We start from the raw sequence: 26,587 nt of genomic DNA, 5'->3' as shown, positions 1-26,587 counted from the left end.
GCCGGGCGCCGTACGGCGCCCGGCCCCGCCGCGTGCCCGGTCGTGTGCCTCGCCGTGTGCCCGATCGCGTGCCCGATCGCGTGCCCGGCCGGGTGTTCCGCCGGGTGTCCCGCTACGTGTTCCCGGGAACCGCTGGCCGGTTCGCCTAATTCTTAGTAAGGTTTCCTATTAATAACGTGCTATCCGTCGGCCGTTGGACATGTTCCACCTCCATTCCCCCCTACAGGAGGAGTCCACGTGCACCTGCGACACAAGGTGACCACCGGAGCCGTCGCCCTTGCGGCCGGATCCCTGCTGGCTCTGATCCCCTCGGCCCCGGCGGGCGCCCACGGGTCCATGTCGAATCCCCCCAGCCGTGCCTACGTCTGCAAGACCGAGGGCCCGGACAGCCCGAAGTCCGCGGCGTGCAAGGCCGCCGTCGCGGCCGGCGGCACCCAGGCCTTCTACGACTGGCACGAGGTGTCCCTGCTCACCGCCGCCGGGCGGCACCGCCAGCTCATCCCGGACGGCAAACTGTGCAGCGCCGGGCGTGACAAGTACCGCGGCCTCGACCTCGCCCGCGCCGACTGGCCGGCCACGAAGGTGAGCCCGGGACCGCTGACGATCACCTACCACGCGACCGCGCCGCACGCCAACAGCAACTTCGAGTTCTACATCACCAAGCCCGGCTGGAGCCCGACCCAGCCGCTGCGCTGGTCGGACCTGGAGCACATCAAGACCTTCACCAACCAGAACCCCACGACCTACACCAACTGGACGATCAACCTCCCGCAGCGGACCGGCCGCGCCCTGATCTACTCGATCTGGCAGCGCGTGGTGGGCAGCGACGAGGCCTTCTACACCTGCAGCGACGTCGACTTCGGCGGCGGCGCGACCCCGACCCCCACCCCGACCCCCACGCCGACCGTCACCCCGACGGTCACGCCGACGCCGACGCCGACCGCGACCCAGCCGGGCGGCACCTGGGCCCCGAACACCGCCTACGCGGCGGGCGCGCGGGTGACCTACGGCGGCGCGACCTACCAGTGCCTGCAGGCGCACACCTCGCTGCCGGGCTGGGAGCCGCCGAACGCCCCCGCCCTGTGGAAGCGCGTCTAGGGTTCCCCGGCCTCTCCCGGTCAAGGGAATGTGCTCCGGGCGGGGGAGACCCGATCCCCCGCCCGGGGTACCGCCGTCCACAAGGAGACCCCGATGAAGCGCACTGTCCCGGCGGCGTTGAGCGCCCTCGCTCTGGCCGGCTGCGTGGCCCTGACCGGCTGCGGAGCCTCCAGCGGTGAGTGGGCGCGCGGCGTCGTGGCCGACCGGGCCGCGGAGGCCGGTCCCGCCCGCGGCTTCAACTCCGCCGACGTGATGTTCCTGCAGATGATGGTCCCCCACAACGGCCAGGGCGTGGAACTGGCCCGGCTGGCGGGCGGACGGGCCGCCCGCCAGGAGGTCAGGATCCTCGCGGCGGCCATCGTCACCGCCCAGGAGGCCGAGACCGCCACCATGGCCGGCTGGCTGCGGGACTGGGACCAGCCCGCGACCGCCCCCGCCGACGAGCACGCCTCCCACGGCGGCATGCCGGAGACGAGCGAGCGGGAGGTCGCCGAGGTCGCCGGCGCGGCCCCGGCCGACTTCGAGAGGCGGTTCCTCGACGCGCTGATCGCCCACCAGGACGACGCCGTCCAGCTCGCCAGGGCGGAGGCGGTCGCCGGGCTGCACCCCGAGGTGCGGCGGCTGGCGGAACGGATCGACGCCTCCCGCACCGCCCAGATCGGCCATATGCTGCGGCTCCGGGGCCGGTGACCTCATTCCTCGGGGCCGGCGGCCTCATTCCTCGCCGGACGGTTCCGCACCGAGCGAGGCGAGCACCCGGGAGGCCACCTCCTCGGGGGAGAGCGCGGAGACGTCGAAGATCAGATCCGCGACCTCGGTGAAGAGCGGCCCGCGGCGGGCACGCTGCTTGGTGAGCATCGCCTCCAGATCGGGCTCGAAGTGCGGGCGGTGCGCACCGGAGAGCATGCGCTCGGCGAGGGTCGCCGGCGGCGCGTCCAGCCAGACCACCGTCGCGGCCTTCAGCACGGCCCGGCAGTCCGGGCCGTCCACCACACTGGCCGCTGCGGCGATCACCGGGGCGGGCCGCTGTGCGAGGGCCCAGGCCAGGTGCTCCGCCTCACGCCGGTGGAGTTCCTCGGCGCCCACCGCGGCGGCGGTCTCCGCCGCCGTCGCGCCGTCGTACCGGGCGGAGATGTCCGGATCGCTGTCGCGCAGCTCGCGTCCGAGCTCCGCCGCGAGTATCCGGGCGACGGAGGTCTTCCCCGAGCCCATCAGGCCGGTGACGACGATCGGACGGTCAGGTATCACGGCGGCCTCCATGCGGCGACGTTTGAGATCCGTACCAGGGATAGGGAGAAGGTAGCTGGTTCGAAGGAGGAAGACCCATGACCATCGCAGGCGGCATCGTCCTCATTATGATCGGCGCCATTTTCACCTGGGCGATCGAGTTCAACCTCGCTGGGCTCGACATCAACGTCCTCGGCGTGATCCTGATGATCGGCGGCCTGGTGTGGCTGATGTTCGCGCTCTACCGGATGAACGTCGCCCGCCGCACCCTGGCGTCCAACACCACCGTCGTCACCGAGGACCCGGTGACCCACCAGCGGATCTACGAGGAGCGCCGCTACGACGACCCCCCGGTCGTATGAGTTCCTGATCAGGGGAAATGGAGGACGGACGGTGAGCAAGGTCGTATCCCGAGGTGTGGGCGCCGTGAGCGGAATGCTCGGCGGTGCTCTCGCCGGGGCCATCTTCAAGCAGGTCTGGAAATTCGCCTCCGGCAAGGACGACGCCCCTCAGGCGACGTCGGAGGAGTACGGCTGGGGCGAGGTTCTGCTCGCCGCGGCCGTCCAGGGAGCGATTTTCGGTGTCGTCAAGGCAGCGATCGACCGCTCCGCGGCACGGAGTCTTCACCAGGCGACCGGAAAGTGACGGTCGGCCGGGCGCGCCCGCTCGCCTCGCGCGAGCGGCGCGCCGCCGCCGTTATCTGCGCGGTACGGCTCCGCTGGGCGAGCACCCCGGCGTAGACGGCCGCCGTCTCCGCCGCCACCCGCTCCCAGCCGTAGCGGGACGCCGCCCGGTCCGCCGCCGCGGCGCCGTATGCCGCCGTCAGCGACGGCTCCGCGAGCAGCCCGCGGAGCGCGTCCGCCAGCGCCGCCTCCCGGCGCGGCGGGACCAGCACGCCGGTGACTCCCGGGACGACGGTGTCCAGATGCCCTCCCACCGCCGAGGCGACCACCGGCACCCCGCAGGCCATGGCCTCCAGCGGGACGATTCCGAACGGCTCGTACCAGGGCACGGTGACCACCGCGGTCGCCGCCCGCATCAGGGCGGGGACCGCGGAGCGCTCCACCCTGCCGATGAACCGCACCCGGTCGGCGACGCCGTACTCGGCGGCGATCCGCCCCAGCCGGGTGATCTCCGGCTCCCCGGGCTCTCCGCCCGCGATGACCAGCGTGGCCCCCGGCACCAGGCGGAGCGCGCGGACGACGGTCTCCACGCCCTTGCGGGGGACCGGGCGGCCGATGGAGAGCAGGATCGGGCCGGGCCCGAGGTCCAGGGCCGGGCCCTCGGGGGTGAAGGCGGCCAGGTCCACGCCGCAGGGCACGACGTGGGTGGCCCGCCGGGGGACCCGCATCCGGTTCAGCTCGGTCACCTCGTCGGCGCAGGTCGCGATCACCGCGTCCACCTGCGAGGCGATGACCGTCTCCGTCTCCAGGCGCTCGCGCGGGCTGGTGTCGGCGCCGCCCTGGTGCCGCCGCTTGACGGCGCCGAGAGCGTGGAAGGTGTGGACGACCGGCACTCCGGTGGCTCGGGCGGCGGCCAGGGCGGCCAGACCGCTCATCCAGAAGTGGCTGTGCGCGATGTCGGGGGCGGACACCGCCCAGCGCCGGGCCATCCACCGGCTGAAGTCCGGCATCCAGGGGAGGAGATCGTCTTTGGGGATGTTCTCCGGTGGACCGGCGGGGACGTGGACGACGGTCACACCGGGCGCGAAGTCGACCTCCGCGGCCTGGCCGGGGGAGTCCCTGCGGGTGTAGACGGTCACCGTGTTCCCCCGTGCGGCCAGCGCGCGGGACAACGCCGCGACGTGCACGTTCTGGCCGCCCGCGTCGGCGCTGCCGATGGCGGCGAGGGGACTGGCGTGTTCGGACACCATCGCGATGTTCATAGGCACGGCTCCGCAGCGGTGATGCGACAGAAACGTGCCTGCGTCTTAGGCATCCTTTGAAATCCCCTACCCCTGTGGAGGCTTTTAAACCCGTTTGACCTTGGAGTGCGCGGGAAGTCCCCGGGTATCGGGGTGAGGGTTCGAGGGCGAGAGGAGTTCGATCATGGAGGCTCCGCAATATGTCGCCGCACGGGTGCAGGGTGCGCTGGCAGAGGACGAACGCACGAACGAGTTGGGCATCCGGGTAGACGTCCGAGGGGAGCAGCTCTTCCTGCGCGGCCAGGTGAGTTGCGAGGAGCGCCGTGGGCTGATCGCCGATGTGGCGAGCGAGGCGGCGCCCGGGCTGGTGGTCCGCAACGAGCTCACCGTTGTGGATGTCCGGACGCCCGAAGAGGAGGAGAAACTGTGAGCCTGCGAATCGCAGCGGTCGGGGATGTTCATCTGGGAACGGACATGGGCGGACGCTACCGTTCCCACCTGACCGGGATCGAGGAGAAGGCCGATGTTCTGCTGCTGGCCGGCGACCTGACCAGGCATGGGACCCTGGAGGAGGGTGAGGTGGTGGTCAAGGAGTTCCGTGACCTGCCGATCCCCGTGGTCGCCGTGCTCGGCAACCATGACCACCATTCCGACAAGCCCGCCGAGATCGCGGCCATGCTGCGCGAGGCCGGGATCGCGGTGCTGCACGACGACGCCGTCGTCCTCGACATCAACGGCCAGCGGCTCGGCGTGGTCGGCGGGAAGGGTTTCGGCGGGGGGTTCGCCGGCAAGTGCGCCAGCGAGTTCGGCGAGCCGGAGATCAAGGCGTTCGTCAACCACACCAAGCGCATCGCCGACCGCTGGCGGACGGCCCTGAAGGAGCTTGAGGCCGACTGGCGAGTCGTCCTGTCGCACTACTCGCCGGTCAACGACACCCTTGCCGGGGAGCCGCCGGAGATCTATCCCTTCCTCGGCAGCTACCTGCTGGCCGAGGCGATCGACGCGGAGGGCGCTGACCTGATTCTGCACGGTCACGCGCACATGGGGACCGAGAAGGGGATCACGTCCGCGGGCATCCGGGTCCGCAACGTGGCGCTCCCGGTGCTGGGCCGGGCCTACGCGGTCTACCGCCTCGACGATGACGGAGGCTGCTGACGGCGCTCCGCCGGCAGTCCCTCACTGTTCTTCATGCTCTTCACTGATCTTTGCGGGCCTCCCGGGGTTTCTCGCTGGCGGGACCGGGACGGGAACATGAGAAGCGGGCCGGGTGAGAACCCGGCCCGCTGAAGTTTGTCTGGGTGTTTCTGGGAATTCGGGGCGACTTGAGGTTATGCGAGCCATGCTCGCATTAGACATTGAAGATGCTCACACCCCCGGGGCCGACGAGGAATCCGAGGACGATCAGGACGATCCCCCACAGGAGATCGCGACGGGCCAGGATGACGTAGATCCCGGCGATGACGAGGACGACTGCGATGATCCAGAGCAATGTAGCCATAAACTGTCACTGCCCTCACGATTCGCTATTTAACGTCCTTGCTTCGGTAAAGGTGGGTGAGCGGCTGGATGAACCACAACCACGCGGCGCTCAGCCCGATGAGGCCACCGAAAAGGATGAACTGCCAGCCGCCGATGACCGTCTCGGCGACGAGGGCCACCGCGCTGGTCATCGCGACGGCCAGGAAGGCGGCTCCGGCGATGCCGAGCCCGTTGCCGGTGTGGAGCATCCGTTCCTTCAGGCCGCTGCGGAACAGCAGACGGTGCTGGGCCGCCGGGGTGATGAAGCAGACGGAGGCGAGCGCGGCGCCCATCAGTGCGATGAAGAACAACCAGCGGCCCAGGGTGTCCACTCTCTGGAAACCCGGTGAGAACGGCACTGTCAGCAGGAAGGCGAACAGGACCTGTACGCCTGTCACCGCGACGCGCAGACCTTGCAGCAACTCGGTCAGCTCGCGGTCGACGCGTTCCTTGTGGCTCTCGCCCGGCTGGGGTCCTTCCATACGAGGATCAGAGGGGTTGCTCATCCGGGGGAATTACCCCTGCTTTAAGGCGATATGCCTGGTGACTAGGGGGCGATCCTGGGGGTAATCCTCGGCTATGGGAAGCCACAGCCACGAGGTCACTGACGCGATTCTGGAAACGCTGAAGCGGGCCAGCACCGGGCTCAAAGACGCGAACATCAGGTTCGCGCTGGCCGGGGGATGCGCCGCCTACTCGCGCGGGGCCGCGCCTTCACTGCACGATGTGGACTTCGTCCTGCCGCAGGAGGACGTGCCCGCCGCCCTGGAAGCCCTGCGGGACCTGGGCTTCGAGACGGCCAAGCCGCCGGAGGACTGGTTGGTGAAGGCCTACGACGAGGGCAGGCTGGTGGACCTGATCTTCCGGATCGCCGACAACCCGGTCACTCCCGCCCTGCTGGAGAGGGCCGAACCGCTGAAGGCGTCGGCTGTGATCGTTCCCGTCCTGGAGGCGACCGATCTGGTCATCTCCTGGTTGCTGCCGCTCTCCGAGCACGCCTGTGACTACGGCTCCCTGCTTCCCCAGGTCCGCGCCCTGCGCGAGCAGGTCGACTGGGACCGCGTGGCGGCGGTGACCCAGTCCTCGCCGTACGCGTACACCTTTCTCACCCTGCTGGAGCGCCTGGGTGTGGTGAACGGTCCGGTCGACGCCTCGGGCGACCCGTCCTGGCCCTGACAATCGGAACCCCGCCCGGTCTCCGACCGGGCGGGGTTCGGAAAGGTCCACGGTTCATGGTTCCCGGGAACGGCCCGGTCCCCGGGAGCGGGCCGTGAGAGCGTCCGTGAAGACGCGGAGGGGCCCCGCCGTAGGGCGGGGCCCCTCGTTGTGCCCTACCGAATCAGTACGTAGCCGTGCCGCCACCGTAGGGGAAGCGGCCGTAGTACTCGCCGACCCGGTCACGGTAGGAGGTCTCCTTGAAGGCGGACTCGTCGAACTCCGGCGCGTCCTTGATCTCCTGCTTGGTGCGCGCGACGTAGATCTTGCGCTCCTGCGGATCGATCTGCGTCACCGTGCTGGCCGGGAGCAGGACCTTCTTGCCGAAGATCCACGGGCCGGTGTCGACGACGAGGTAGCTCTCGCCGACCTCGTAGGTCGCCTCGTCGACGGAACCGATCTTGCCGTCCGTGGCCTCGACGTCGTATCCCGCGAGGTCGAGGCTCTTGGTGGCGTCGTGGACGTCGGTACGGTAAGTCCACAGCTCAGGCTGCATGGTGCCATCTCCCTTCGTTGATTCTCCGGGCCAACCCCCTCTACCCACGCAAAGCGGAGTAAACGGATTTTTTGCCAAGCCGTACGGGTCCGGAGCCTCACCGTGGACCGCGGCAGGGGCCGCCCCAGGTGAAGCCCGGATTCCAAAATCAGCACATGTCAGCTCATGTACCGCCCACATCTCGGAGTCCGGTAGTCTTGTCGAGGTCAAGCGCCGCTAGCTCAGTTGGTCAGAGCAGCTGACTCTTAATCAGCGGGTCCGGGGTTCGAGTCCCTGGCGGCGCACCCTGTGAACCGGGCGTTCTCTGATCTTCAGGGGACGCCCGGTTCCGTTGTGCCGGGCCCGAGCCACACCAGGGCGGCCGTCGCCAACGCCCGGACGCCGGTGGCCAGCGCGGGCCGCGGGACGGGCGCGAAAGTCGGCGCGTGGTTGTGCGGGACGTCCCGCTCGACCGTTCCCGCCACGACGGCCCTGGCGAACACCGCGGGCGCGGTCCCGCCGATGAACCAGTAGACGGAGGGCCTGGCCGCGGCCTCGGCGAGCAGGCCGAAATCCTCGCTGGCGGACTGCGGGCCGGTTCTGTGCACCGCGCGCGGGCCGAACTCGGCGGCGTGGGCCGCGATGACCCGCTCGGTGCTCGCCGGATGGTTGGCCGTCACGGGCAGCCGGTAGAGCGGGACGATCTCGGGTTCTCTCGGCGCTCCGGCGGCCACCGCCTCGGCCTGGATCCTGCGCTCCACGGCGGCCAGCACTTTCGCCCGTACGGCCGGTGCGAACGACCTGATGTTGACGGACAGTTCCGCCTCGGCGGGGATGGCGCCCGGGGTGGTTCCGGCCGACAACGTTCCCACGGTCACCACGGCCGACTCCCTGGGGGACACCTCCCTGGACACCACGGTCTGCAACCGCAGCACCAGGGACGCGGCCATGACCACGGGGTCCACGGCCGACTCGGGCCGGGACCCGTGCCCGCCGCGGCCGAACAGCCGCACGGTCAGGACGTCGGTCGCCCCGAGCAGCACACCCGGGCAGTGCGCGACGGTGCCGTGCGGGGCGGGCGACACGTGCTGTCCCAGCAGGATGTCCGGCTCGGGGAACCGTTCGAGCAGCCCGTCCTCCAGCATCCGCCGAGCTCCGAGGCCGCTCTCCTCGCCCGGCTGGAAGACGGCGACGACGGTGCCCCGCCAGGCGTCCCTGCGGCGGGTGAGGAGTTCGCACGCCCCGATGAGAGCCGTGACGTGCACGTCGTGACCGCAGGCGTGCATGACGGGGGAGTCCAGCCCCCGCTCGTCCGTGGACCGCTCCCGGCTGGCCCACGGGAGCCCGGTCTCCTCGCGGATCGGCAGGGCGTCCATGTCCGCGCGGAGCAGGACCGTCGGCCCCGCGCCGTTGCGCAGCACGGCGACGACGCCGGTGACGCCCACCTTCTCGGTCACGTCGAAGCCCAGGGCGCGCATCCGGCGCGCCGCCGTCGCCGCCGTCCTGGTCTCCTGGAAGGCCAGCTCCGGGTGGCGGTGCAGGTCGCGGTAGAGGGCTTCGAGGCCGGGCAGGATCGTGCCCAGGTCGTGATCAGTTGACACCGCTCGCCCCGTTCCCGTTCAGCGCCGGACCGAGTTCGCTCCGGGCGCGGATGCCGAGCTTCCGGAAGATCCTGGCCAGATGGGTGTCCACCGTCCGTTTGCTGATCGACAGCTGATCGGCCACGGCCTGGTTGCCCATCCCCTGGATCACCAGCTGGGCGACCCGCTGCTCACCCGAGGTGAGGCTCTGCCGGACGGTCGTCACCGGGTAGGCCCGCGGTGCGTCTCCCCGCCGCGCCGCGGTCCGCCCGCCCGCGGCGAGCAGATTGTCATGGGCCAGCCGTGCCAATCTGGTGGCGTCGCATTCCGTGGCGAGCGTCACGCCCTCGGTGAGCGCCTGCCGCGCCTTGGCGGTCTCGCCGCGTTGCCGCAGGGTGATGCCGAGCCGTACCACGGCCCTGGCCTCGTCGAGCCGGGCGCCCGAGCCTCGCAGGACCTCGACGGCCTCGTGCAGCAGATCGACCCTGGCGGTGTCCTCCCTGGTCACCCCGGCGACGCTGAGGGCCCGGCCGATCGCGGCCGGTCGACGCCAGGCCCGGGCCAGCCGCAGTTCCTCGTCCGCCAGCCGTCGCGCCTGCTCGACCTCCCCGAGCTTCACGTGGGCGAGCGCGGCGTGCCCGCGCCAGGCGAGGCAGGCGGGATTGCTCACGCCGGCGGCCAGGGCGTGCCTGCCGCACTCGGCGAAGGCGTACAGGGCCTGCCGGTTCTGGTTGGCCGTGAGCTGGATGAGACCCGTCACCTCCAGCTGGAGGGCCCGGATCAGCGGGTGAGCGGCGCGGAGGCGGTTCAGCCCGGCGAGCCGCCGGGCGGCGGCGGTCACGTCGTCGTGTTCGACCAGGACTCGGGCCCGCAGGGATTCCGCCGCGATGCGGAGCTCTCCGGCGGACGCCGCGGCCGCCGGCTCGACGGCGGCCGCGGCGGTGGCGGCCGAGGTCTCCAACCGGCCCGCGCGGTAGGCCAGCTCGGCGGAGACGACCAGGGCGAAGGCCCGCTCCACGGGTGAGCTGGACGCCTGGACGTCGGACATGGCCCGGTCCGCCCAGTAGGCGGCGTCGTCGAACCGCTCGGCCCAGGAGAGCGCGAGCGCGGCCAGCAGCGTCGCCGGGGCGCTGCCCGGGATGTCCAGGCACCGCCGGGCCAGGATTTCCGTACGGCTGGCGAGACCCCCCGCGGCGGCGGTGGCCAGGGCCGTCACGGCGGCGAGGTCCCGGCCGGGCCCGGTCAGGCGGGCGGCGGGGACGGGCCGTCCGGCCAGCAGCGTCTGCGCGGCGAAGCGGGGTTCGACGTCGAGCCAGGCCGCGAACGCGTCGACGCTCTCCGGTGCGTTGACGGTGAGCAGGACGTCGGCGAACGGCAGCAGGGCGTCCGGGGTTCCGGCGCGTTCGCTCACGGTGCGCAGGTGCCGTCGTGCGGCCGGGATGTCGAGATGCAGTTCGGCCGCCCCCAGTTCGGAGAGGAGGCCCAGCGGCGGGTCGAGGCCCACCGATTCCGACAGCGCCCGGCGCAGATAGCGGTCGGCTTCGGGCCAGAGCGCGTGCGCCGCGGCCTCGGTGGCCGCTTCGCGCAGGATGCCCACCGAGTCCGGACCCTGTCGCGGTCCGGCGGACATGACGTGCTCGGCGCAGACATGCGGGGGCGCGCCGAGCCGCAGCAGCAGGTCGGCGGCGCGGATGTGCAGGTCGCCCAGCCGCTGGGCGTCGGTTCCCGCCAGGACGGCCCGCCGGATCGCGGGGTGCGCGAAGTCGTCGGCGTCGCCGAGCAGACGGGCGCGGCGCAGGGCGGTGACCGCTTCGGCCGCCGCCGCCTCCCCGTGCCCGGCCAGCGTGGCGGCGGCGGCCAGGCCGATCTCCGGTCCGAGCACCGTCAGGCTCTTGATGAGGTCGACGGCCTCCGGGTGGGAGGAGGACAACCAGTTGAGCACGGTCGCGGTCAGCGAGACCGCGCCGACCTCGTCCACCAGGCCCTCGTTCGTCTCGTCCGGCGCCACCCTGGCGGCGCGCAGCGAGTTCGCGAGCTCGCCGAGCAGGAACGGGTTGCCCCCGGTGAGCCGGTGACAGGCCAGCGCGAAGCCGGGATGGACGCTCGTTCCGAACGCGGTCGCCAGCAGCTCGGCGCAGCAGTCGGGGCAGAGCGGCTCCAGCCGCAGCAGGTGCCCGTACGGCAGCGCGCCGATGTCCTGCGCGAGGTCGTCCAGGTCGGATCCGCCGACGTCGAGGGTGACGATCATCGTCACCGGCAGCTCGTCCAGGCGGCGCGCGATGTAGGAGCACCACTGCGCCGACTCGGGATCGGCGAGGGTGACGTCGTCGATCGCGATGACCACCGGCCGGCCGGAGGTCAGTGACCTGGCCTGACGGTAGAGCTGGTGGAGCGCCTCGTCCGGTGCGGGGAAACCCGCGGAGGCGGGCGGGGCCGGGGCGGGCAGGCCGTCGAACAGCTGGCGGACCACGCCGAACGCCGAGGTCCGCTCACTGGGGTGGCCCCGGGCGCGCAGCACGACGGCGGAGGACGGTGCCCTGGCCACGGCGGCTGACAGAAACGCGGTCTTGCCGATGCCGCGGTCGCCCCGCACCACGATCACGGCCGGGGTACCCGAGCGAAGCCGGGTCATCGCGGTATTGACAATGGTGAGTTCCGCAGCGCGGTGTAACATGATCACGTCCTGGAGGTTGGTGGATCCACCGGCGGACGGGGGATTCCTAACCTCTTTCGCGTGGTGTGGTATGGCATTCATGGCTCCATGTCCCCCGGGCTGTGACGAGGACTCAAGGGATGCTTTCCGGAACGCGACTCCCTGCGGGTCGGTCTTCTCTGAGGTCGGACTGCTCATTGATAGCTGGCGAAGAGCCCTGGTCGCCATTTTTTTCATTGAAAAATGTCAACGTGCTACTTGTAGGGAGTAAGGCGTGGACTTACGGCTCGATCAGGACGCCATCGACGTCTACCGGTACGCGTTGTCGCATGAGGACTGGACCCCCCAGGAGGCCGCGGCCGGACTCGGCGTGCGGGAGAACCAGGTCCGCAAGGCCATCTCGGTGCTGGGCCAGCTCAAGCTCCTGCGCTCGGTCTCGACCGCCGGGGGCGTCTTCGACGTCGTCGCCCCGGAGGCGGCGCTGGCCGAGTTGCTGGCGGACGAGGAGCTCGAACTGCGCCGCCGTCAGGCGCAGATCGCCTCCACCCGCGACCAGGTCATGCGCCTGATGCCCTACTACGAGGAGGCGCAGCAGTCGCGGCGCCGCGCGGCCGTGCTCGACATCGTCGACAACCAGACGGCCAGGCACCTGCTGCGCGACTGGTCTCATCGGGTGCGGGAGGAGGTTCTCGTCGCCCATCCGGGCGGTGGCTGGGAGCGGGGCGAGCTGGCCAGGAGCCTGGAGAACGACCTGACCCTGCTGACCCGCGGGGTCCGCATGCGGGTGGTGCTGCAGCACGCCACCCGGGAGCACCGCCCCACCCGGAAGTGGGCGGAGCGGGTGGGGCGGGCGGGTGCCGAGATCCGCACGGTCTCCACGGTCCCGCGCCGGCAGATCGTCCACGATGCCGCGCGCTGCCTGCTGCCCACCTCCGACGGATCCGGGGCGGTGGTGGTCCAGGAACCCGGTGTCGTGGAGTTCATCGTCACGGTGTTCGAGGACATGTGGTCGCGCGCCCACCCCTTTCCCGGAGCGGGATACGAGGAGCCGATGGACGGCGAGAAGGGCAAGCTGATCAGGGAGGCCATCCTGCGGGAGCTCGCGACCGGCGCCAAGGACGAGGTGGTCGCGCGCCGGCTCGGACTGTCGCTCCGGACCTGCCGCCGCCGCATCTCCGAGATCATGAGCCTGCTCGGGGCGGAGAACAGGTTCCAGGCCGGTGTGCTGGCCAGGGAACGGGTGCTGCTTCCCACGGAGGACGGCACCCGGGCCCCCGGCATCATGTGAGGCTCAGGGCGGGCTGTACCTTGTCGGCGAACAGGCGGAGCGTGGTCAGGGCGCGGCTCGCCGGCTGCGCGCCCGTGTCGATCTGCCAGAGCAGCACGTCGGGGTCGACGGTCTGCCGGATCCGGGTGATCTGCTCGACGGCGCTGTCCGGTCCACCGACCACCGCCGCCGTCCGCTCCCTCATCTTGGCGGGCGAGTCGTTGTCCAGCATCCAGCTCACGCCGGTGTATCCCGCGTAGTCGGCGGAAGTGCGTGAGTTCCACATCTCGCCGGCCGACTTCCATACCTCGAGGTACCGGCCCAGGTACTCGTCGGAGGCCGACACCGCCTCCGCGTCGGAGTCGGCGACGATCAGCGGCAGGCTCAGCGCCACCCGAGGCCGGGCCCCGCTCCCCGCGTGCGCCTCGGCGAACGTCGAGCGGTAGAGCGCGACCATCTCCGCGAGCGCGGGGAATCCCCGCAGGCCCGGGGTCACCAGCAGGCCGAACCCGCGGCGCGCGATCCACTCGAAGCTCTGCGGGGACAGGACCGCCGCCACCCAGACGGGCGGGTGCGGGCGCTGGACGCAGCCGGGCAGCAGGTCGACGCCGGAGTAGCCGAAGAAGGGCGTGGCCGCCTCCGCCCCCGGCCGGGTCCACAGGTCGACCACCGCGTCGACGGTCTCGACGAACCGGGCCCGGCTCTCGTCCATGGAGACCTGGAACAGGTCGAACTCGTGCGGCAGCCAGGCGCGGGCGAATCCGGCGTCCAGCCGCCCGCCGCTCATCACGTCCAGCATGGCGGTGTGCGCCGCGATCTGCACCGGGTGGTGGAAGGAGGCCATGATGCCGCCGGTCATCAACCTGATGTTCCGGGTCCTGGCCGCGACCGCCGACAGGAACAGCAGCGGGCTCGGGCAGTAGCCCCCGTAGGGGTGCGCGTAGTGCTCGGTCATCTTGACGTAGCCGAACCCGATCCGATCGGCGAACTCGCACACCTCGAGCGCGCCGGCGAAGTAGTCCCCGGCCGACATCGTCGTGGGAGTCGCGTCCGGGAGAAACGACACTCCGAAACTCAACACGCTGCCTCCTGAAAGCCTCGTCGTCCCTTCACTGGATATCACCGAATCGAGATGGGCGGTGAGGCTTGCATTGATTTGTGTAGAGGTGCAGGAAATGCAGATTTGTGATGAGACAAGACGGACTTCCTGAAGTCGGAGCGGCGCGACTCCGGGCAGCTTGATGCCAGGCACTGACCGGCCACGGGCGTTGCTTCCGATTTAGCCCGTTCCGGACCACACTGAGGAACCGTCGGGACGGTACGAGACCGGTGAGGAGATAGCGATGCTTCGTTCCTGGGAAAACGGAGGGAATCACTGGCCCCCCGGTGTATGTCGGAAAAGGCTGACATGACTTATTCGACCCAGGTCATTCATACAATCGATGATCTGGGAAAGCTGGTGGGGATGTCGCCGCGCAATATTCGCGCCCACCAGTCGCGCGGGTTGCTGCAGCCGCCGCTGCGGCGCGGCCGGGTGGCCGTCTACGACTCCGGGCACGTGCGCCGCCTGGAGGCGATCAAGGCGTTGCAGCGCCAGGGATACAACCTGGCGGCGATCGAAGTGTTCCTCGGCCTGCGTGCCGACCAGGATCACGACGCCCTGGCCGAGCTGGTGAGACAACTGGGCACCGCGCGCCCCGCCATCCTGCGGACCCTGCTCGCGCACGGTCTGGTCGCCCGGGACGGCCCGGTCCTGCGGGTGCTGCGCCCCAAGCCGCTGCGCGCCGCGCTCGGCCTGCGCGACTACGGGCTGAGTCCCCTCGCGGCGCTGCAACTGCTGGCGGAACTCCTCGACACGGTCAGCGGCCTGGCGGCCCAGCTCATGAGTGACGTCGAACGCCGGGCCACCGTGCTCCGCGACCCGGCCGCCGCTCCGCCTCCCCTCCTCGCCCCCGAGGATTTCGGTCTCCTGCTCGCCGAGGCGCTGCGCACGGTCACCGAGACCACCGCCCGCGACCTCGTGAGTTGATCACCCGGGGCGGCGTCCCGCGCCGCCCCGGAACCGAACCTCCCCCTACACCCTGGCCGCGTCGCGGCGGTAGAGGCCGATCACCAGGGACAGGGCGACCAGGAACCACGCCGCCAGCACCCCGACGCCCAGCAGATCGAGCGCCACCCCGGTGAGCCGGTCACGGGTGATCTCCGCGAGCCAGTAGCTCGGCAGCACCTTGGCCAGCGTGGCCATGAAGCCGGGCAGGATGTCCACCGGCATCCACAGTCCGCCGAGCATGGCCATCGGCAGGTAGACCGCGAGACCGAGCGGCTGCGCCGACTCCGGCTTGACGGCCATCCCGATGAGCAGACCGAGCACGACGAACGGCAGCGAACTGATCCAGCAGGAAAGGACGATCGCCAGCCACTGCCCGGCGGTGAGCTCGATGCCCTTGATCAGCAGCCCGGACAGGAAGACGAGCAGCACGGCCGGGAGCGCCAGGATCATCGCCACTGTGATCTTGACGGCGACGTAGCCCCAGCCCGGCAGGGGGGTGAGCCGCAGTTGCCTGTTCCACCCGGCCTGTCGCTCCAGGCCGACCCGGGGGCCCACGGCGAACGCCACCGACATGGCGCCGAACGCCGCCATGCTGATCATCATGTAGGTGTTCATGTCCAGCCCGCCGGCCCGGTCCGAGCCGAAGACCTCCGACATGACGAGGAAGAACACCATCGGGAACGCGATGGTGATGACGAGGAACTCGACCGACCTGGAAAGGACCTTGAGCTCGGTCCAGATCAACGTGCCCATGGTCACACCTCTTCCATGACCGGTTCGTCGGCCGTCAGCGCCACGAACGCGTCCTCCAGCGACATCGCCGTCACGGAGATGTCACGCGCGCGGGGATAATCCGCCAGCAGCGCGCGCAGCGCGGCGTCGGAGTCGGAGCAGTGCAGCTCCACGTGCTCACCGCGGAGCTGGGCGGTGCCCACTCCCGGCAGGGCGGCCAGCAGTTCGACGCTGGTCCCCTCGACCATCGCCCTGATGGTGCGCCCGTCGACCTTGGCGACGATCGCGTCCACCGATCCGTCGGCGACGATCTTCCCGTGCCGCATCAGCACCACGCGGTCGGCGAAGTCCTGCGCCTCGGCCAGGTAGTGGGTGGCGAACACCACAGTGCGCCCGGCGGTCGTGTACTCGCGCATCGCCGCCCAGAACTCCTGGCGGCTCTGCACGTCCATCGCCACGGTCGGCTCGTCCAGCACCAGCAGGTCGGGGTCGCAGACCAGGGCCGCGGCGAACCGCGTCCGCTGCTTCTGACCGCCGGAGAGCCCGCTGTATTTGAGCTTGGCGTACTTCGTGACCCCGGCCCGGGCGATGGCGTCGTCCACCTTCATCGCCTTCGGGTACTGCGCGGCCATCACCTGGACGATCTCCCGGCTGGTCATCTCGCCCAGGAAACCGCCCGACTGGAGCATCGCGCCGACCAGCCCGTCGGCCGCGGCCCGGCGGGGGGTCCTGCCGAACAGCTCGATCTCCCCGCTGTCCGGAGTGGTCAGGCCGAGCAGCATCTCCATCGTGGTGGTCTTGCCCGCCGCGTTCGGCCCCAGCAGGGCGACCACCTCGCCCGGCGCGATGTGCAGATCCAGATCGTCGACCGCCCGCACCTCACCGAAGGTCTTACGCAAGCCCCTCAGGCTCACCGCCACATCTGTTGTCACCGTATCAGCCATGACTCCGACTATCGCAAAAACACTGAGTTATGTCTGCTGTCGTACGTCTCGATAAAGAAACACTTATCCAGTGGTCTGCGTATGCGTACGGAGAACGCATGAAAAAGATAAGTCTCGTCACCGCCGGTGGCGGGTGTAAGACTTCGACTCAGCCGGCGGAGATCCATTCAACCAAGTGGGGAAGCACTCAGAAGGAGAAAGTCATGAACAACCAGGAACGCGCAGAGTTCGTCAACTCCTACACCCGTCTGCTCATCACCCTCTGGTCGAATGACGAGTTCGCTCAGCGGCTGGACACCGACTCCCGCTCGGCGCTTTCCGAGGTGGGCCTGGAGGTTCCCGACGGTGCCGAGATCCGGATCGTCCGGGTCGAGCCCACCGGTGAGGGCAGCATCGACAACCAGGTCGCCCTCTGGGAGGCCGGCGAGACCAGCGGCGTCTACGAGATCCACATCACCGACACCCCCCAGGTGGACGTCTCCCAGCTCAGCGAGGACGAGCTCGTCCAGATCGCGGCCGGCGTCGCCTGCTGCTGCTGCACCCCGTGCTGCTGCGCCTAGGAACCGGCCCAGGCTGTCGTACGGCCCGCGCCCACGGCTCAGGCCAGGCGCAGGCCGTACGACACCCGCCGGCGGGGCACCAGCGAGGCCGCCCAGCCGGCATCCTCCGGAGGGAGGCGCGCGCCGGGGAAGCGGCGCAGGAAGGCGGGGACCAGCAGGGCGGCGGCCTGGCGGACCAGGGCGGCGCCGAGGCAGAAGTGGGGGCCGGAGGAGTAGGCCAGGTGGGGGTTGGGGGAGCGGTCGATCACCGGCTCGTCCGGGCGGTCGAAGACCAGCTCATCGCGGTTGGCGGAGCTGAGCAGGGCGAGTACGCGGGCTCCGGGGGGGATCACGCCGCCGGGCAGCTCCGCAGCGGCGGTGGTGACCCTGGCGGTGAACGGGATCGGACCGTGCAGCCGGGTGACCTCCTCGACGGCGGTGGCGGCCAGGGCGGTGTCGCCGAGACGGACGCGTTCGGCCAGGCGGGGCCGGGACAGCAGGCAGAACAGCGTGTTGCCGATGAGCACGGCCAGCGGCTCGTAGCCGCCGATGACCACGAGTGACAACATCTCCAGCAGCTCGGCACGGGTGAGCTCGGCCGGTCGGACCGCGGGCGCGGCGCCGAGCAGCCGCGCGAGTTCGGTCCTGGCCAGGCGGCTCGCCTGGATCGCGGCCGGTCCGCCCAGCGGATCGAGGTTCACCGACACCGCCCCGGCCAACTGGCCGAACGCCTCCCACTCCGCCCGGGGCAGCCCCAGCGCGCGGGCGAGCACGGCGCGGGCGTACGGCTCGCCGAGGTCCCGATGGGCGTCGATCTCACCGCCGGGACCCGCCTCCAGGCCGTCCAGCAGCCGGTCGGCCTCCTCCTCCAGGTCACCGGCCAGCGCGCGGACCGCCGCCGGGCCGAGTAACGCCATGCCCGGCCCGCGCAGCCGGTCGTGCTCGGGGGGATCCGTGCTGAGCATCGAGGCGGGGAGCTGGTCGTCGCGCTGCCGCTGGTCCTGGCCGAGCGCGGCGGAGAACGCCGGGTCGCGGAGGGCCGCCGCGCAGTCGGCATGCCTGCTGAGCAGCCAGAAACGCATGAAGGGGTCGTAGTGGACCGGGCTCTCCGCGCGCAGCCAGCGAAAAGCGGGAAAGGGATTCCGCCGGCCGTCCGGGGCGAAGGGATGGGCCATCCCCGGAGGCCACGGCCGAGCCGCGGTCGGCTGTGACGTCACGTTATTTCCCTCCTGTTCTCCGGGCGAGATTTATGGATAATAACGGCGGAGGTGACGATTATCCATGCCAGTCGACGCATTAATCGTGGGCGCCGGTATATCGGGCCTTAAAGCTGCCACGGAATTATGTAATCGAGGGATTTCCGTTGCCATTTTGGAGGCGCGTGCTACCATCGGCGGCCGCGTCAGGACCCATCTGCCGGAAGACGGCGGACCACCGGTGGAGCTGGGCGCCCAGGTCGTCCACGGCGACGCCAACCCGGTGTGGGAGGTCCTCGGCGGACGGGGGCCGGTCTCGGCCTACCGGCGGAGCGCGGCTCGCGCCGTGGTGGCCGATCGGCTCGTCGACATGGGCGCGCTGGCCCGCGGGAATCCGCCCTGGCTGCTGGAGGCGAGGCTGCTCCGGCCGGACGCCGCGGGCACGGGGGGCACCGGGAGCACCGGGAGCACCGGGAGCACCGGGAGCACCGGAAGCTCGGTGGAGCGGTGGCTGGACGCGGCCGGGATCGTTCAGCAGGAGCGGCGGATCGCCGAGGAGTGGTTCCGGCAGAACTGGGCGGCCGATCCCGGCCTGCTCGACGTCCGGGGCCTGGCCGCCGCCGCCCGCCGGGCGGCGCAGGCCGGGACGGACCAGTTCGACGTGCCCGGTGGGATGATCTCGATCGTCGAACGGCTGGCCGAGGGGCTGGAGATCCGCACTGGCGAGCCGGTCGCCCAGCTCGATTTCTCCCCCGGCCGGGTGACCGCCCACCTGGTGGGCGGGGGCACCCCGGTCGTCGCGCGGACCGCCCTGGTCACCGTCCCGCCGTCGGTCGTGCTGACCGGCGGCCTGCGCATCCCCGGCCTCCCTCCCGGGAAACTGGCCGCCGCGCGGCGGCTGCCGCTGGGCGACGCCTGCTGCGCGGTGGTCACGCTGTCCGATCCCGCTCCGGAGTCCGTCGTGGTGTTCGACTCGGACGGCCGCAGCGGATTCGCCCGATGCGTGCGCGACCGTCCGGAGGTGCTCCTCGTCGGCAAGGCGTCGGCCGCGGCCGGCATCAGGGCCGGGGCGGCCGGGCCGATCGGGCCGATGGTGGCGCGGCTGTTCCCCTGGGCGGCGGGCAGCCGGATCCGCGGCACGGAGGTGGCCGACTGGGGCGCCGAACCGTGGTCGGCGGGCGGCTTCACCTATCCGTCGGTCGGCGGCGCGGGTGCGCCCGGCCGCTGGGCCGAGCCGATCGCCGACACGCTCTTCTTCGCGGGGGAGGCCACGGTGGGCGGTCCGGCGAGCGTCCAGGGCGCGATGTCGTCCGGCGCGGAGGCGGCGGGCCTGATGGCGAAGGCGGTGGGCCGATGACCGGGTCGACGGCGGATCTGATGGTGAGGGGGATGGGCCGATGACCACGTCGAAACCGCACACCGGCTGGTACCTGCTCTGCTTCGACAGCGAGCTGTCGGGCGAGCTGACGCCGTACGCGCTGGGGGACCGGCGGCTGGTGGTGGTCCGTGACGGCGCGTCGGTCCGCGTGTTCGACGCGATCTGCCCGCACCGGGGGGCCGACCTCGGATACGGCGGTGTCTACTGCGGCGACGCCATCCTGTGCCCGTTCCACGGCAAGCGCATCGCCCTGGGCGCCGGTGACCGCCGCTGGTCGGTGGCCGAGCATCGGGTGATCCGGTCCGGGGAGGCGATCTTCGTGCGGCTGGGGGACGACGACCGCGGCTTCTCCTCGGCTGTCCCGTCCGTCACCGCGAACCGGCCGCTGCACGCCGCGCTCACCGTGGAGATCGCGGTGGACCCCGAGTGGGTGGTGGAGAACGCCTTCGACACCGAGCACTTCCCCACCGTGCACGGGGTGCCCAGGATCAGCGGCATGGCGGTGCGGACCGGTGCGGGCGGCGAGTTGTCCGTCGAGGCCACGTTCCACACGCTCGGCGGCCCCACGTGGCAGCGGCGGGTGGCCGACACCCGCTTCCACGCCACCGCCTTCAGCCCCACCGTCGTCGCGACCGAGATCGGGGCTCCCGGATCGGAGCACGTCGTGATCACGACCACCACGCCGCGGCCGGGGGGATGCGTCGCCCGGGTGGCGATCGGCGTGCGCGACGACCAGCTCGCGATCCTGGACATGCTGATCGCGGGCAGCAAGACCGCCTTCCAGCAGGACATCCCGATCTGGGAGCATCTCGACCCGCGGGCGCCGCAGAACTACGACGGCGGAGACGAGGCCGTGGTCGCCTTCCGCCGGTTCGTCGCGGAATTCGGGGAGGCGTGATGGCCGGCCTCGCCGTGCACCGGTGTGGTTCGAGCGGTCCGGGGGTGCTGTGGATCCACGGCTACACGATGGACTCCACGCTGTGGAAGCCGCTGTGGGACCTGCTCCCCGGGTTCAGGCACATCGGTGTCGACCTCCCCGGGCACGGTGCCTCCGGGGTGCTGCCGCCGGGCCTCACCCTGCCGGAACTCGCGGACAGACTGGCCGGGGTGGCCGGGGACCACGGCGCCGACCGGGTGGTGGGGCTCTCCTTCGGCACGATCTCGGCGCTCCAGCTGGCCGTCGACCATCCCGAGGTGACGCGCGCGCTGGTGGTGGCCGCGCCGGGACTGAACGGCGGCGCCCTCGATCCGGCGGCCGGGCGGCGCAGGCGCGAGCTCACCGCCCTGGCCAGGATGGGGGCCGGCGGCGACGTGCTGGCCGACCTGTGGATGTCCTCGCCCCCGGACATCTACACCGGCACGCTCCGCCATCCGCAGGTGCGTGCCCGCATCCGCGCGGTCGTCTCCCGGCACTCCTGGCAGGAACTGCGGGGCGACGGCATGCGGACGCTCGTCAGTCATCCGCAACTCGGCGACCTGCACAGGATCGAGGCGCGCACCCTCGTGGTGAGCGGAACCGAGGACATGGAGGCGTTCCTGCGCAACGCCGCGACCATCCACCGATCGGTGCCGGGCTGCCGGCGACTGGACGTGCCGGGGGCGGGGCACCTGCCCCTCCTGGAATGTCCCGAGGCGGTGGCGGGCCCCCTGGCCGCGCACCTGGCTCCGGGCCCGGACGATCGGGCCCCGGCCCCGGCCCCGGGTCCGGTTCCGGCTCCGGGGCCGGGGCCGGACCCGGACGGTCAGGCCATCTGACGCCGGGCGAGGGCGGCGAACACGCCGCCTTCCTCGGCTATCAGCTGTTCGTAGCTGCCCTGCTGCACGATCTTTCCCTGGTCGAGGACGACGATCCGGTCGGCGTCGATGATGGTGGACAGCCGGTGCGCGATGACGACGCGGGTGGCGTTCAGCCGCCGGGTGCTCTCGGCGACGATCCGCTGGGTCGGGTTGTCGAGCGCGCTGGTGGCCTCGTCGAAGAAGACCATACGGGGCCGGGAGACCAGCGCCCGGGCGATCATCAGGCGTTGCCGCTGGCCGCCGGAGACCGTGCTGGATCCCTCGGAGATCACCGTGTTCATGCCCATCGGCATCTCCTTGATGTCCTCGTCGATCCCGGCCATCTTGGCGGCCTCCCAGGCGTCGTCCACGCTGTAGGCGGTCGATCCGATGATGTTCGACTTGATGTCGCCGGCCAGCAGCGCGCCGTGCTGCATGACCACGCCGCACTGCCGGCGCACCGCGGTGATGTCGAGTTCGGCCAGGTCCTGCCCGTCGTAGAGGACGACGCCGGTGTCCGGGGTCTCGAAGCCGAGCAGCAGCCGCAGCAGCGTCGACTTCCCGCACCCGGTGGGACCCACGATCGCCAGGAACTCGCCCGGCAGCACGTCGAGGGAGACCTCGTCGAGGATCAGCGGTCCGTCGCCGCCGTAACGGAAACTCACGTGGGCCAGCGAGATCTCACCGGACAACTCACCGGGATCGGCCTTGTCGCTCTGGCCCTCGGCCTCGGCGCGCAGGATCGGCGACAACTTCTCGACCATGGGGACCGCGCCGACCACCGTGATCGCCACCCCGGTGAACGCCAGCGTCGCGGCGAGCAGCAGGTTGAAGGCGGTGAAGAAGGCCAGGAACGTGAACACCGACAGATCCGAGCGGACGGTGACCAGGAAGATCAGCACCGCGCAGCACAGCGGGAACCCCGCGTTGAAGGTGGTGAGCCAGTTCTGCGCGCGGCGGGCGGCGGCGGCCTGGGCGCGGCCCCTGACGAACCCGCGCGACCACATCGCGAAGGCGCGGTCCTCCGCGGCGGCCACCCGGAGCTTGGTCAGCCCGTTGAGCAACTGGTAGACCCGCGACGACAGCTTCTGCTCCCACGAGTAGAGATCGCGCTGACAGCGGATCTGCCGGAAACCGGCCACCCCGCAGACCACGATGCTGATCGCGACCAGTCCCGTCGCCAGCAGCGCCATCGGCACGTCGAGGACGAACAGCAGTCCCAGGTTGACCACCCCGGCGAAGAGGGCGAGGACGGCCGAGGTGATCACGCTGGACAGCAGTTCCTGCGCCGCGCTCACGCCGAGCGCGGCGGTGCCGAGCTCACCGGCGGCGTACCGGCCGAAGAACGAGGCGGGCAGCGACATCAGCCTGGCCCAGATCGCCGCCTGCAACCTGCTGGTCGCGCGGCCCTGCATGCGCAGCACGGCGAGGTTCTGCACCACCGACAGCAGCGCCGCCGCGGCCCCGCAGCCGATGACCAGCAGCGCCCCCCAGGTGACGAGGTCGCGGTCGGCCCGGGCGATGAAGGTGCCGAGCACCGCTCCGGTCATCAGCGGTACGGCCAGGCCGAGCAGCGCCACCAGCAGGCCGGTGACCGTCAGCCTGACCAGGTCGCCGCGGCTGCCGTACAGCGAGAAACGCAGCAGCGACCAGGGAGAGTGGTCGCCCGGCGGCAGCGGCGCGTAGATCGCCAGGGCGGTCCCGTCCAGCGTCTTGGCCACCTCCGGTGTCACCGCCCGGGAGCCGTCCGCCGACGCCACCACGTAACCGCCGCGTTCCGGCAGCAGCGCGACGGGCCGGCGCCCGGCCCTGACGAACCCCACCATCGGGCCGAGGTCCTGCTTCCACCAGCGGCCCTCCAGCCGGACGCTCCTGGTCGGCACGCCGGAGGCCGCCGCGATCCGCTCCAGGCGGTGCCGGTCGCGCCCGTGGACCTCACCGTACGGCTCGCGCACGTCGAATCCGAGCCGGGCGGCGACCAGCCGCATCGCGACGAGCTCGGGGGAGCGGCCGGACAGCTCGGCCAGCCGCAGCTGGTCGGGCGACCCGGCCAGGACGGCGTCGTAGCCCCTGGCCGCGGACCTGACCCGCTCGCCGTTGCGTTCAGCACGGAGTTGGAGCGCCGCGCGCTCAGCGGTCTGCTGCCGCGCGACGCGGTCATCGATGACATGCAGCACCTGGCAGGCGTGCCCGATCAGGTGCTCGGTCAACCGGCACTCGGCCAGCAGGTCGGCGCTGGTGGCCGAGCTGAGCCGGACCGCGGTCTCGGCCACCAGCCAGTCGCGTTCCGTCAGGCAGAGCACGCCGCCGGGGGTGAGCGTCCTGCCCGCCCGCTCGGGGATGACCGCGGTGCCCTCCTCGACGCGGACCCAGCGGACTCCGTCGACCGACCTGATCGGGAGCCGGGGGGCGGCCGTGGTCTCACCGTCCGCCTCCAGCGGGACGAAGGCCCGGGGCGGCAGCTGCTCGTGGAGCGCGGTGGCGATGACCTCGATCCCGTGGTCGAGGCCGCGGAGGAAACCGGAGGACAGCGCCTCCGGGGAGTCCAGGCAGGTGAGCGGCACCCAGGCCAGCCGGGCCTCGCCGACCGGACGGCCGACGATGCTGTGCACGGGACCCGGCGGCGAACCGAGCAGCAGACTGCCCTCGTCCGCCCGGGCCAGGAAGGTCCAGCGGCCGGTGGGCCGTCCGCCGGTCAGCCGGACCGCGAACAGGTCGAGCGCGCCGGACTCGACCAGGAGCAGCCTGGCCGGGTCGTCCAGGATCACCAGACGGTCGCGCTGATAGTCGATCGCGACGGCGCCGGAGAGCGTGAGGGTCACTGGAATCCTTCCCCGGCGGCCGAGTCGACCAGGGCCGCGTAGCGTCCGCCGAGTTCGACCAGGTCGCCATGGTGGCCGCGTTCGACGATCTCGCCGTGCTCCAGCACGATGATCTCGTCCGCGTCGCGGATGGTGGAGAGCCGGTGGGCGATGATCAGGCAGGAGCATCCCCTGCGGTGCAGGTTGTCGGCGATGATCCGTTCGGTCTCCGCGTCCAGCGCGCTGGTCGCCTCGTCGAGGATCAGCAGCGTGGGGTCGGAGACCAGGGCTCTGGCGATCTCCAGCCGCTGGCGCTGGCCGCCGCTGAAGTTGCGTCCTCCCTCGTGGACGACGCTGTTGATACCGCCCGGCCGGGCGGCGATCACATCGAAGATCATCGCGTCGCGCAGGGCGGCGTTGACGACGTCGTCGCTGATCGAGTCGTCCCACAGCGTGAGGTTGTCCCTGACCGTGCCCTCGAACAGCGCGACCTCCTGGTCGACGAAGGCCACCGAGGCGGCGAAGGCCTCGTGCCCGACCTCCCGGCGCGGCCGGCCGTCGATGAGGATCTCTCCCGACCGCTGCTCGAACAGGCCCGCGACGAGACGGCCCACGGTCGACTTGCCGCTGCCGGATCCCCCGACGATCGCCACCCTGCGGCCGGGCACGAGGGAGAACGACAGGTCCCTGAGGACGAGGGGCGCCAGCGGCCCGTAGCCGAAGGTCACGTTCCGGAACTCCAGGTAACCGTCGAGCCGCTCCTCGTCCTTCCCGGTCGCGCGGCGGAACGCCGGGTCCTCGCCGTAGCGTTCCACGTCGTGCAGCCGGTTCACGTCGGCGGTGATGTCCTGCACGCGTTCGCCGAGCTCCGTCAGCTGGGTGACCGGCCTGCTCAGCGCGGTGAGCAGGCTCTGGAAGGCCACCAGCATGCCGATGCTGATCGCGCCGTCCAGCACCCGCAACCCGCCGATCAGCAGGATCAGCCCGGTGTTGGCGGTGGCCAGCAGCGCCGGGACGACCGAGATGACCGTGGTGGGCAGGCCGAGCTGCTGTTTGGCCGTGGTCACCTTGGCCAGGAACCCCGACCACCGGGCGAACGCCTGGGCCTCGGCCCCGGTCGCCTTGATGGTCTCGATGAGCTGCAGGGTGTTGAACGTCGTCGCGGTGAGCCTGCCCTGGTCGGTGCGGAGCTTGGTCACCGCGTCGGTGCGGGCCCTGGCCACCCAGTGCAGGACGAGGATGTTGAGCAGCGCCATGCCGCTGCCGATCACACCGAGCAGGAGGTCGTAGCGGAGCAGGATGAAGCCGTAGAACAGGACGAGCACCAGGTTGAGACCGGTCGCGGCGAGGTCGCGGGAGAGCAGTTCGGCCACGTTGTCGTTGACCGACACGCGCTTGGCCACCTCGGCGGGCTGCCGCTGAAGGTAGAACTCCACCGGCAGCCGGAGCAGGTGCCGGAAGAACCGGCCCGAGCTGACGAGCGCCATCCTGAACTCGATCCGCAGCAGATGGAGCCGCTGGATCGCGGTCAACGCGAACAGACCCGCGGCCGTGGCGGTCATCGCCAGCAGCAACGGGGGCAGGAAGCCGGATCCGGGGTCAGTCAGCACCCGGTCGATGAAGACCCGGAAGTAGGCGGGTCCGGTCAGGCCGAGCACGACCAGCAGCAGGCTGGCGAGCAGCACCAGGGACAGCGCGCCGCCGGTGGGCATCCGCCTGCGCAGCAGCGCGTCGATCAGCCGGGGCCGCTTGCCGCCCCGCTCGAAGCCGGGGCCCGGTTCGAAGGTGAGCACGATGCCGGTGAAGCCGGAGTCGAAGTCGTCCCAGGTCACCGTGCGCGGCCCCGAGGCGGGGTCGTTGACCGCGACGTACCGTCTGCCACGCCGCGTGCGGATGCCCTCGACGACCATGAAGTGCTGGAAGGCCCAGAAGATGATGTACGGCCCCCGCACCGTGAGCAGGTCGGCCGTATCGATCTGGAACCCCTTGGCCTCGAGGCCGTAGCTGCGCGCGGCGTCCAGGAGGTTCTTGGCGTTGGCGCCGTCCCGGGAGACCCCGCACGCCGTACGGAGCTCCTCAAGCGGGACGAAACGCCCGTAGTGGGCCAGCACCATGGCCAGCGAGGCGGCCCCGCACTCCACCGACTCCATCTGGATGACCGTCGGGGTGCGGGTGCGCCAGCGCCGGGTCCGCCGCCCTGAGCTGGAGGGAAGGATCGTGTCGGTCCGCTCCCCGGTCGTGTCCTCCGGCGGCGGAGCTGTCGTCTGTGTCATG

At 71.1% G+C, this 26,587-nt stretch carries 26 protein-coding genes and 1 tRNA gene; 14 read left to right on the top strand and 13 right to left on the bottom strand.

Features of this window, described 5'->3' with window-relative positions; all coding sequences use genetic code 11:
* The first annotated feature begins 237 nt into the window (after nucleotides 1-237).
* Complete coding sequence (locus tag IEZ08_RS29705; RefSeq protein ID WP_229803641.1) at nucleotides 238-1,098, top strand: lytic polysaccharide monooxygenase auxiliary activity family 9 protein; 861 nt, start codon at nucleotides 238-240, stop codon at nucleotides 1,096-1,098.
* Between the two features lie 93 nt (nucleotides 1,099-1,191).
* Entirely contained in the window at nucleotides 1,192-1,788 is a 597-nt protein-coding gene (locus tag IEZ08_RS29700) for a DUF305 domain-containing protein (protein WP_068926330.1), read from the top strand.
* A 24-nt stretch (nucleotides 1,789-1,812) separates the two neighbouring features.
* Here IEZ08_RS29700 and IEZ08_RS29695 read toward each other — a convergent pair whose 3' ends face one another.
* A complete protein-coding gene (locus IEZ08_RS29695; RefSeq protein ID WP_229803639.1) occupies nucleotides 1,813-2,346 on the bottom strand; it encodes a shikimate kinase in 534 nt (177 codons plus the stop codon).
* Nucleotides 2,347-2,423: 77 nt separating this feature from the next.
* On the opposite strand from IEZ08_RS29695, the gene IEZ08_RS29690 reads away from it, so the two are divergent.
* A complete protein-coding gene (locus tag IEZ08_RS29690) occupies nucleotides 2,424-2,687 on the top strand; it encodes a DUF6458 family protein (RefSeq protein ID WP_068926328.1) in 264 nt (87 codons plus the stop codon).
* A 31-nt stretch (nucleotides 2,688-2,718) separates the two neighbouring features.
* Complete coding sequence (locus IEZ08_RS29685) at nucleotides 2,719-2,970, top strand: DUF4235 domain-containing protein (RefSeq protein ID WP_084780643.1); 252 nt, start codon at nucleotides 2,719-2,721, stop codon at nucleotides 2,968-2,970.
* On the opposite strand, the gene IEZ08_RS29680 is transcribed toward IEZ08_RS29685, so the two are convergent.
* On the bottom strand, nucleotides 2,912-4,210 hold the full coding sequence (locus tag IEZ08_RS29680; RefSeq protein WP_084780642.1) for a glycosyltransferase: 1,299 nt from the start codon (nucleotides 4,208-4,210) through the stop codon (nucleotides 2,912-2,914). The genes IEZ08_RS29685 and IEZ08_RS29680 overlap by 59 nt on opposite strands.
* A gap of 163 nt (nucleotides 4,211-4,373) precedes the next feature.
* Here IEZ08_RS29680 and IEZ08_RS29675 point away from each other — a divergent pair, with 163 nt between their 5' ends.
* Together IEZ08_RS29675 and IEZ08_RS29670 are read left to right on the top strand one after the other, a co-directional pair.
* The gene (locus tag IEZ08_RS29675) at nucleotides 4,374-4,619 is read left to right on the top strand and encodes a BON domain-containing protein (protein ID WP_068926326.1); all 246 of its coding nucleotides are present in this window, start codon (nucleotides 4,374-4,376) and stop codon (nucleotides 4,617-4,619) included.
* Nucleotides 4,616-5,344, top strand: coding sequence for a metallophosphoesterase family protein (locus IEZ08_RS29670; RefSeq protein WP_229803637.1), 729 nt, complete (start codon nucleotides 4,616-4,618; stop codon nucleotides 5,342-5,344). Before IEZ08_RS29675 ends, IEZ08_RS29670 begins: the two co-directional genes overlap by 4 nt.
* Before the next feature lie 193 nt (nucleotides 5,345-5,537).
* Here the strand turns inward: IEZ08_RS29670 and IEZ08_RS29665 are convergent, their stop codons facing one another.
* Both IEZ08_RS29665 and IEZ08_RS29660 read right to left on the bottom strand, forming a co-directional pair.
* Nucleotides 5,538-5,687 carry a GPGG-motif small membrane protein gene (locus IEZ08_RS29665; protein WP_175593845.1) on the bottom strand — a complete coding sequence of 50 codons (150 nt, stop codon included), beginning with the start codon at nucleotides 5,685-5,687 and terminating at the stop codon, nucleotides 5,538-5,540.
* A gap of 25 nt (nucleotides 5,688-5,712) precedes the next feature.
* Entirely contained in the window at nucleotides 5,713-6,189 is a 477-nt protein-coding gene (locus IEZ08_RS29660; RefSeq protein WP_176728596.1) for a DUF6328 family protein, read from the bottom strand.
* Nucleotides 6,190-6,286: 97 nt separating this feature from the next.
* On the opposite strand from IEZ08_RS29660, the gene IEZ08_RS29655 reads away from it, so the two are divergent.
* Entirely contained in the window at nucleotides 6,287-6,883 is a 597-nt protein-coding gene (locus IEZ08_RS29655; RefSeq protein ID WP_068926321.1) for a nucleotidyltransferase family protein, read from the top strand.
* A gap of 163 nt (nucleotides 6,884-7,046) precedes the next feature.
* On the opposite strand, the gene IEZ08_RS29650 is transcribed toward IEZ08_RS29655, so the two are convergent.
* Complete coding sequence (locus IEZ08_RS29650; protein ID WP_068926319.1) at nucleotides 7,047-7,418, bottom strand: PRC-barrel domain-containing protein; 372 nt, start codon at nucleotides 7,416-7,418, stop codon at nucleotides 7,047-7,049.
* Between the two features lie 210 nt (nucleotides 7,419-7,628).
* Here IEZ08_RS29650 and IEZ08_RS29645 point away from each other — a divergent pair.
* A tRNA-Lys gene (locus IEZ08_RS29645) sits at nucleotides 7,629-7,702 on the top strand.
* Nucleotides 7,703-7,729: 27 nt separating this feature from the next.
* Here the strand turns inward: IEZ08_RS29645 and IEZ08_RS29640 are convergent.
* On the bottom strand, nucleotides 7,730-8,998 hold the full coding sequence (locus IEZ08_RS29640; RefSeq protein WP_203863531.1) for an amidohydrolase: 1,269 nt from the start codon (nucleotides 8,996-8,998) through the stop codon (nucleotides 7,730-7,732).
* Nucleotides 8,988-11,651, bottom strand: a complete 2,664-nt coding sequence (locus tag IEZ08_RS29635; RefSeq protein ID WP_268249376.1) for a helix-turn-helix transcriptional regulator — start codon at nucleotides 11,649-11,651, stop codon at nucleotides 8,988-8,990. Before IEZ08_RS29635 ends, IEZ08_RS29640 begins: the two co-directional genes overlap by 11 nt.
* 253 nt (nucleotides 11,652-11,904) lie before the next feature.
* On the opposite strand from IEZ08_RS29635, the gene IEZ08_RS29630 reads away from it, so the two are divergent.
* Nucleotides 11,905-12,918, top strand: a complete 1,014-nt coding sequence (locus tag IEZ08_RS29630; protein ID WP_068926315.1) for a helix-turn-helix domain-containing protein — start codon at nucleotides 11,905-11,907, stop codon at nucleotides 12,916-12,918.
* Here the strand turns inward: IEZ08_RS29630 and IEZ08_RS29625 are convergent.
* Entirely contained in the window at nucleotides 12,911-13,978 is a 1,068-nt protein-coding gene (locus tag IEZ08_RS29625; protein WP_189243419.1) for an LLM class flavin-dependent oxidoreductase, read from the bottom strand. The two genes, IEZ08_RS29630 and IEZ08_RS29625, sit on opposite strands and share 8 nt — an antisense overlap.
* A 327-nt stretch (nucleotides 13,979-14,305) precedes the next feature.
* On the opposite strand from IEZ08_RS29625, the gene IEZ08_RS29620 reads away from it, so the two are divergent.
* A complete protein-coding gene (locus IEZ08_RS29620) occupies nucleotides 14,306-14,926 on the top strand; it encodes a MerR family transcriptional regulator (protein WP_176728595.1) in 621 nt (206 codons plus the stop codon).
* Nucleotides 14,927-14,971: 45 nt separating this feature from the next.
* On the opposite strand, the gene IEZ08_RS29615 is transcribed toward IEZ08_RS29620, so the two are convergent.
* Together IEZ08_RS29615 and IEZ08_RS29610 are read right to left on the bottom strand one after the other, a co-directional pair.
* On the bottom strand, nucleotides 14,972-15,700 hold the full coding sequence (locus IEZ08_RS29615; protein WP_068926310.1) for an ABC transporter permease: 729 nt from the start codon (nucleotides 15,698-15,700) through the stop codon (nucleotides 14,972-14,974).
* Between the two features lie 2 nt (nucleotides 15,701-15,702).
* Entirely contained in the window at nucleotides 15,703-16,578 is an 876-nt protein-coding gene (locus IEZ08_RS29610) for an ABC transporter ATP-binding protein (RefSeq protein WP_218061761.1), read from the bottom strand.
* Between the two features lie 248 nt (nucleotides 16,579-16,826).
* On the opposite strand from IEZ08_RS29610, the gene IEZ08_RS29605 reads away from it, so the two are divergent.
* A complete protein-coding gene (locus IEZ08_RS29605) occupies nucleotides 16,827-17,183 on the top strand; it encodes a hypothetical protein (protein ID WP_068926306.1) in 357 nt (118 codons plus the stop codon).
* 38 nt (nucleotides 17,184-17,221) lie between these two features.
* On the opposite strand, the gene IEZ08_RS29600 is transcribed toward IEZ08_RS29605, so the two are convergent.
* Nucleotides 17,222-18,337 (bottom strand): cytochrome P450, encoded by a 1,116-nt coding sequence (locus IEZ08_RS29600; protein ID WP_189243418.1) that lies wholly within the window; start codon nucleotides 18,335-18,337, stop codon nucleotides 17,222-17,224.
* Nucleotides 18,338-18,443: 106 nt separating this feature from the next.
* Here IEZ08_RS29600 and IEZ08_RS29595 point away from each other — a divergent pair, with 106 nt between their 5' ends.
* The 3 genes from IEZ08_RS29595 to IEZ08_RS29585 are packed head-to-tail and all read left to right on the top strand — an operon-like array spanning nucleotide 18,444 to nucleotide 21,491.
* Entirely contained in the window at nucleotides 18,444-19,715 is a 1,272-nt protein-coding gene (locus IEZ08_RS29595) for a flavin monoamine oxidase family protein (protein ID WP_189243417.1), read from the top strand.
* A 40-nt stretch (nucleotides 19,716-19,755) separates the two neighbouring features.
* Complete coding sequence (locus tag IEZ08_RS29590) at nucleotides 19,756-20,634, top strand: Rieske 2Fe-2S domain-containing protein (protein ID WP_068926300.1); 879 nt, start codon at nucleotides 19,756-19,758, stop codon at nucleotides 20,632-20,634.
* Nucleotides 20,634-21,491 carry an alpha/beta fold hydrolase gene (locus tag IEZ08_RS29585; RefSeq protein WP_189243416.1) on the top strand — a complete coding sequence of 286 codons (858 nt, stop codon included), beginning with the start codon at nucleotides 20,634-20,636 and terminating at the stop codon, nucleotides 21,489-21,491. Before IEZ08_RS29590 ends, IEZ08_RS29585 begins: the two co-directional genes overlap by 1 nt.
* Here the strand turns inward: IEZ08_RS29585 and IEZ08_RS29580 are convergent.
* Complete coding sequence (locus IEZ08_RS29580; protein WP_068926295.1) at nucleotides 21,479-24,334, bottom strand: NHLP bacteriocin export ABC transporter permease/ATPase subunit; 2,856 nt, start codon at nucleotides 24,332-24,334, stop codon at nucleotides 21,479-21,481. The genes IEZ08_RS29585 and IEZ08_RS29580 overlap by 13 nt on opposite strands.
* The gene (locus IEZ08_RS29575; RefSeq protein WP_084780636.1) at nucleotides 24,331-26,586 is read right to left on the bottom strand and encodes an NHLP family bacteriocin export ABC transporter peptidase/permease/ATPase subunit; all 2,256 of its coding nucleotides are present in this window, start codon (nucleotides 26,584-26,586) and stop codon (nucleotides 24,331-24,333) included. The genes IEZ08_RS29580 and IEZ08_RS29575 overlap by 4 nt, the downstream gene beginning before the upstream one ends.
* Nucleotide 26,587 lies beyond the last annotated feature (1 nt).

This window comes from Planobispora rosea (assembly GCF_014648175.1).
Classification (GTDB): domain Bacteria; phylum Actinomycetota; class Actinomycetes; order Streptosporangiales; family Streptosporangiaceae; genus Planobispora; species Planobispora rosea.
The sequence above is the reverse complement of the archived record's forward strand: the minus strand, read 5'-3'. Positions and strand labels throughout refer to the sequence as shown.

Excerpts from the sequence above, each read along its gene's own strand:
- IEZ08_RS29700 (WP_068926330.1), top strand. The coding sequence starts at position 1,192 with ATGAAGCGCACTGTCCCGGCGGCGTTGAGCGCCCTCGCTCTGGCCGGC.
- IEZ08_RS29690 (WP_068926328.1), top strand. The coding sequence starts at position 2,424 with ATGACCATCGCAGGCGGCATCGTCCTCATTATGATCGGCGCCATTTTC.
- IEZ08_RS29680 (WP_084780642.1), bottom strand. The coding sequence starts at position 4,210 with ATGAACATCGCGATGGTGTCCGAACACGCCAGTCCCCTCGCCGCCATC.
- IEZ08_RS29675 (WP_068926326.1), top strand. The coding sequence starts at position 4,374 with ATGGAGGCTCCGCAATATGTCGCCGCACGGGTGCAGGGTGCGCTGGCA.
- IEZ08_RS29665 (WP_175593845.1), bottom strand. The coding sequence starts at position 5,687 with ATGGCTACATTGCTCTGGATCATCGCAGTCGTCCTCGTCATCGCCGGG.
- IEZ08_RS29660 (WP_176728596.1), bottom strand. The coding sequence starts at position 6,189 with ATGGAAGGACCCCAGCCGGGCGAGAGCCACAAGGAACGCGTCGACCGC.
- IEZ08_RS29655 (WP_068926321.1), top strand. The coding sequence starts at position 6,287 with ATGGGAAGCCACAGCCACGAGGTCACTGACGCGATTCTGGAAACGCTG.
- IEZ08_RS29650 (WP_068926319.1), bottom strand. The coding sequence starts at position 7,418 with ATGCAGCCTGAGCTGTGGACTTACCGTACCGACGTCCACGACGCCACC.
- IEZ08_RS29635 (WP_268249376.1), bottom strand. The coding sequence starts at position 11,651 with ATGTTACACCGCGCTGCGGAACTCACCATTGTCAATACCGCGATGACC.
- IEZ08_RS29620 (WP_176728595.1), top strand. The coding sequence starts at position 14,306 with ATGACTTATTCGACCCAGGTCATTCATACAATCGATGATCTGGGAAAG.
- IEZ08_RS29615 (WP_068926310.1), bottom strand. The coding sequence starts at position 15,700 with ATGGGCACGTTGATCTGGACCGAGCTCAAGGTCCTTTCCAGGTCGGTC.
- IEZ08_RS29605 (WP_068926306.1), top strand. The coding sequence starts at position 16,827 with ATGAACAACCAGGAACGCGCAGAGTTCGTCAACTCCTACACCCGTCTG.
- IEZ08_RS29600 (WP_189243418.1), bottom strand. The coding sequence starts at position 18,337 with ATGGCCCATCCCTTCGCCCCGGACGGCCGGCGGAATCCCTTTCCCGCT.
- IEZ08_RS29595 (WP_189243417.1), top strand. The coding sequence starts at position 18,444 with ATGCCAGTCGACGCATTAATCGTGGGCGCCGGTATATCGGGCCTTAAA.
- IEZ08_RS29590 (WP_068926300.1), top strand. The coding sequence starts at position 19,756 with ATGACCACGTCGAAACCGCACACCGGCTGGTACCTGCTCTGCTTCGAC.
- IEZ08_RS29585 (WP_189243416.1), top strand. The coding sequence starts at position 20,634 with ATGGCCGGCCTCGCCGTGCACCGGTGTGGTTCGAGCGGTCCGGGGGTG.
- IEZ08_RS29575 (WP_084780636.1), bottom strand. The coding sequence starts at position 26,586 with ATGACACAGACGACAGCTCCGCCGCCGGAGGACACGACCGGGGAGCGG.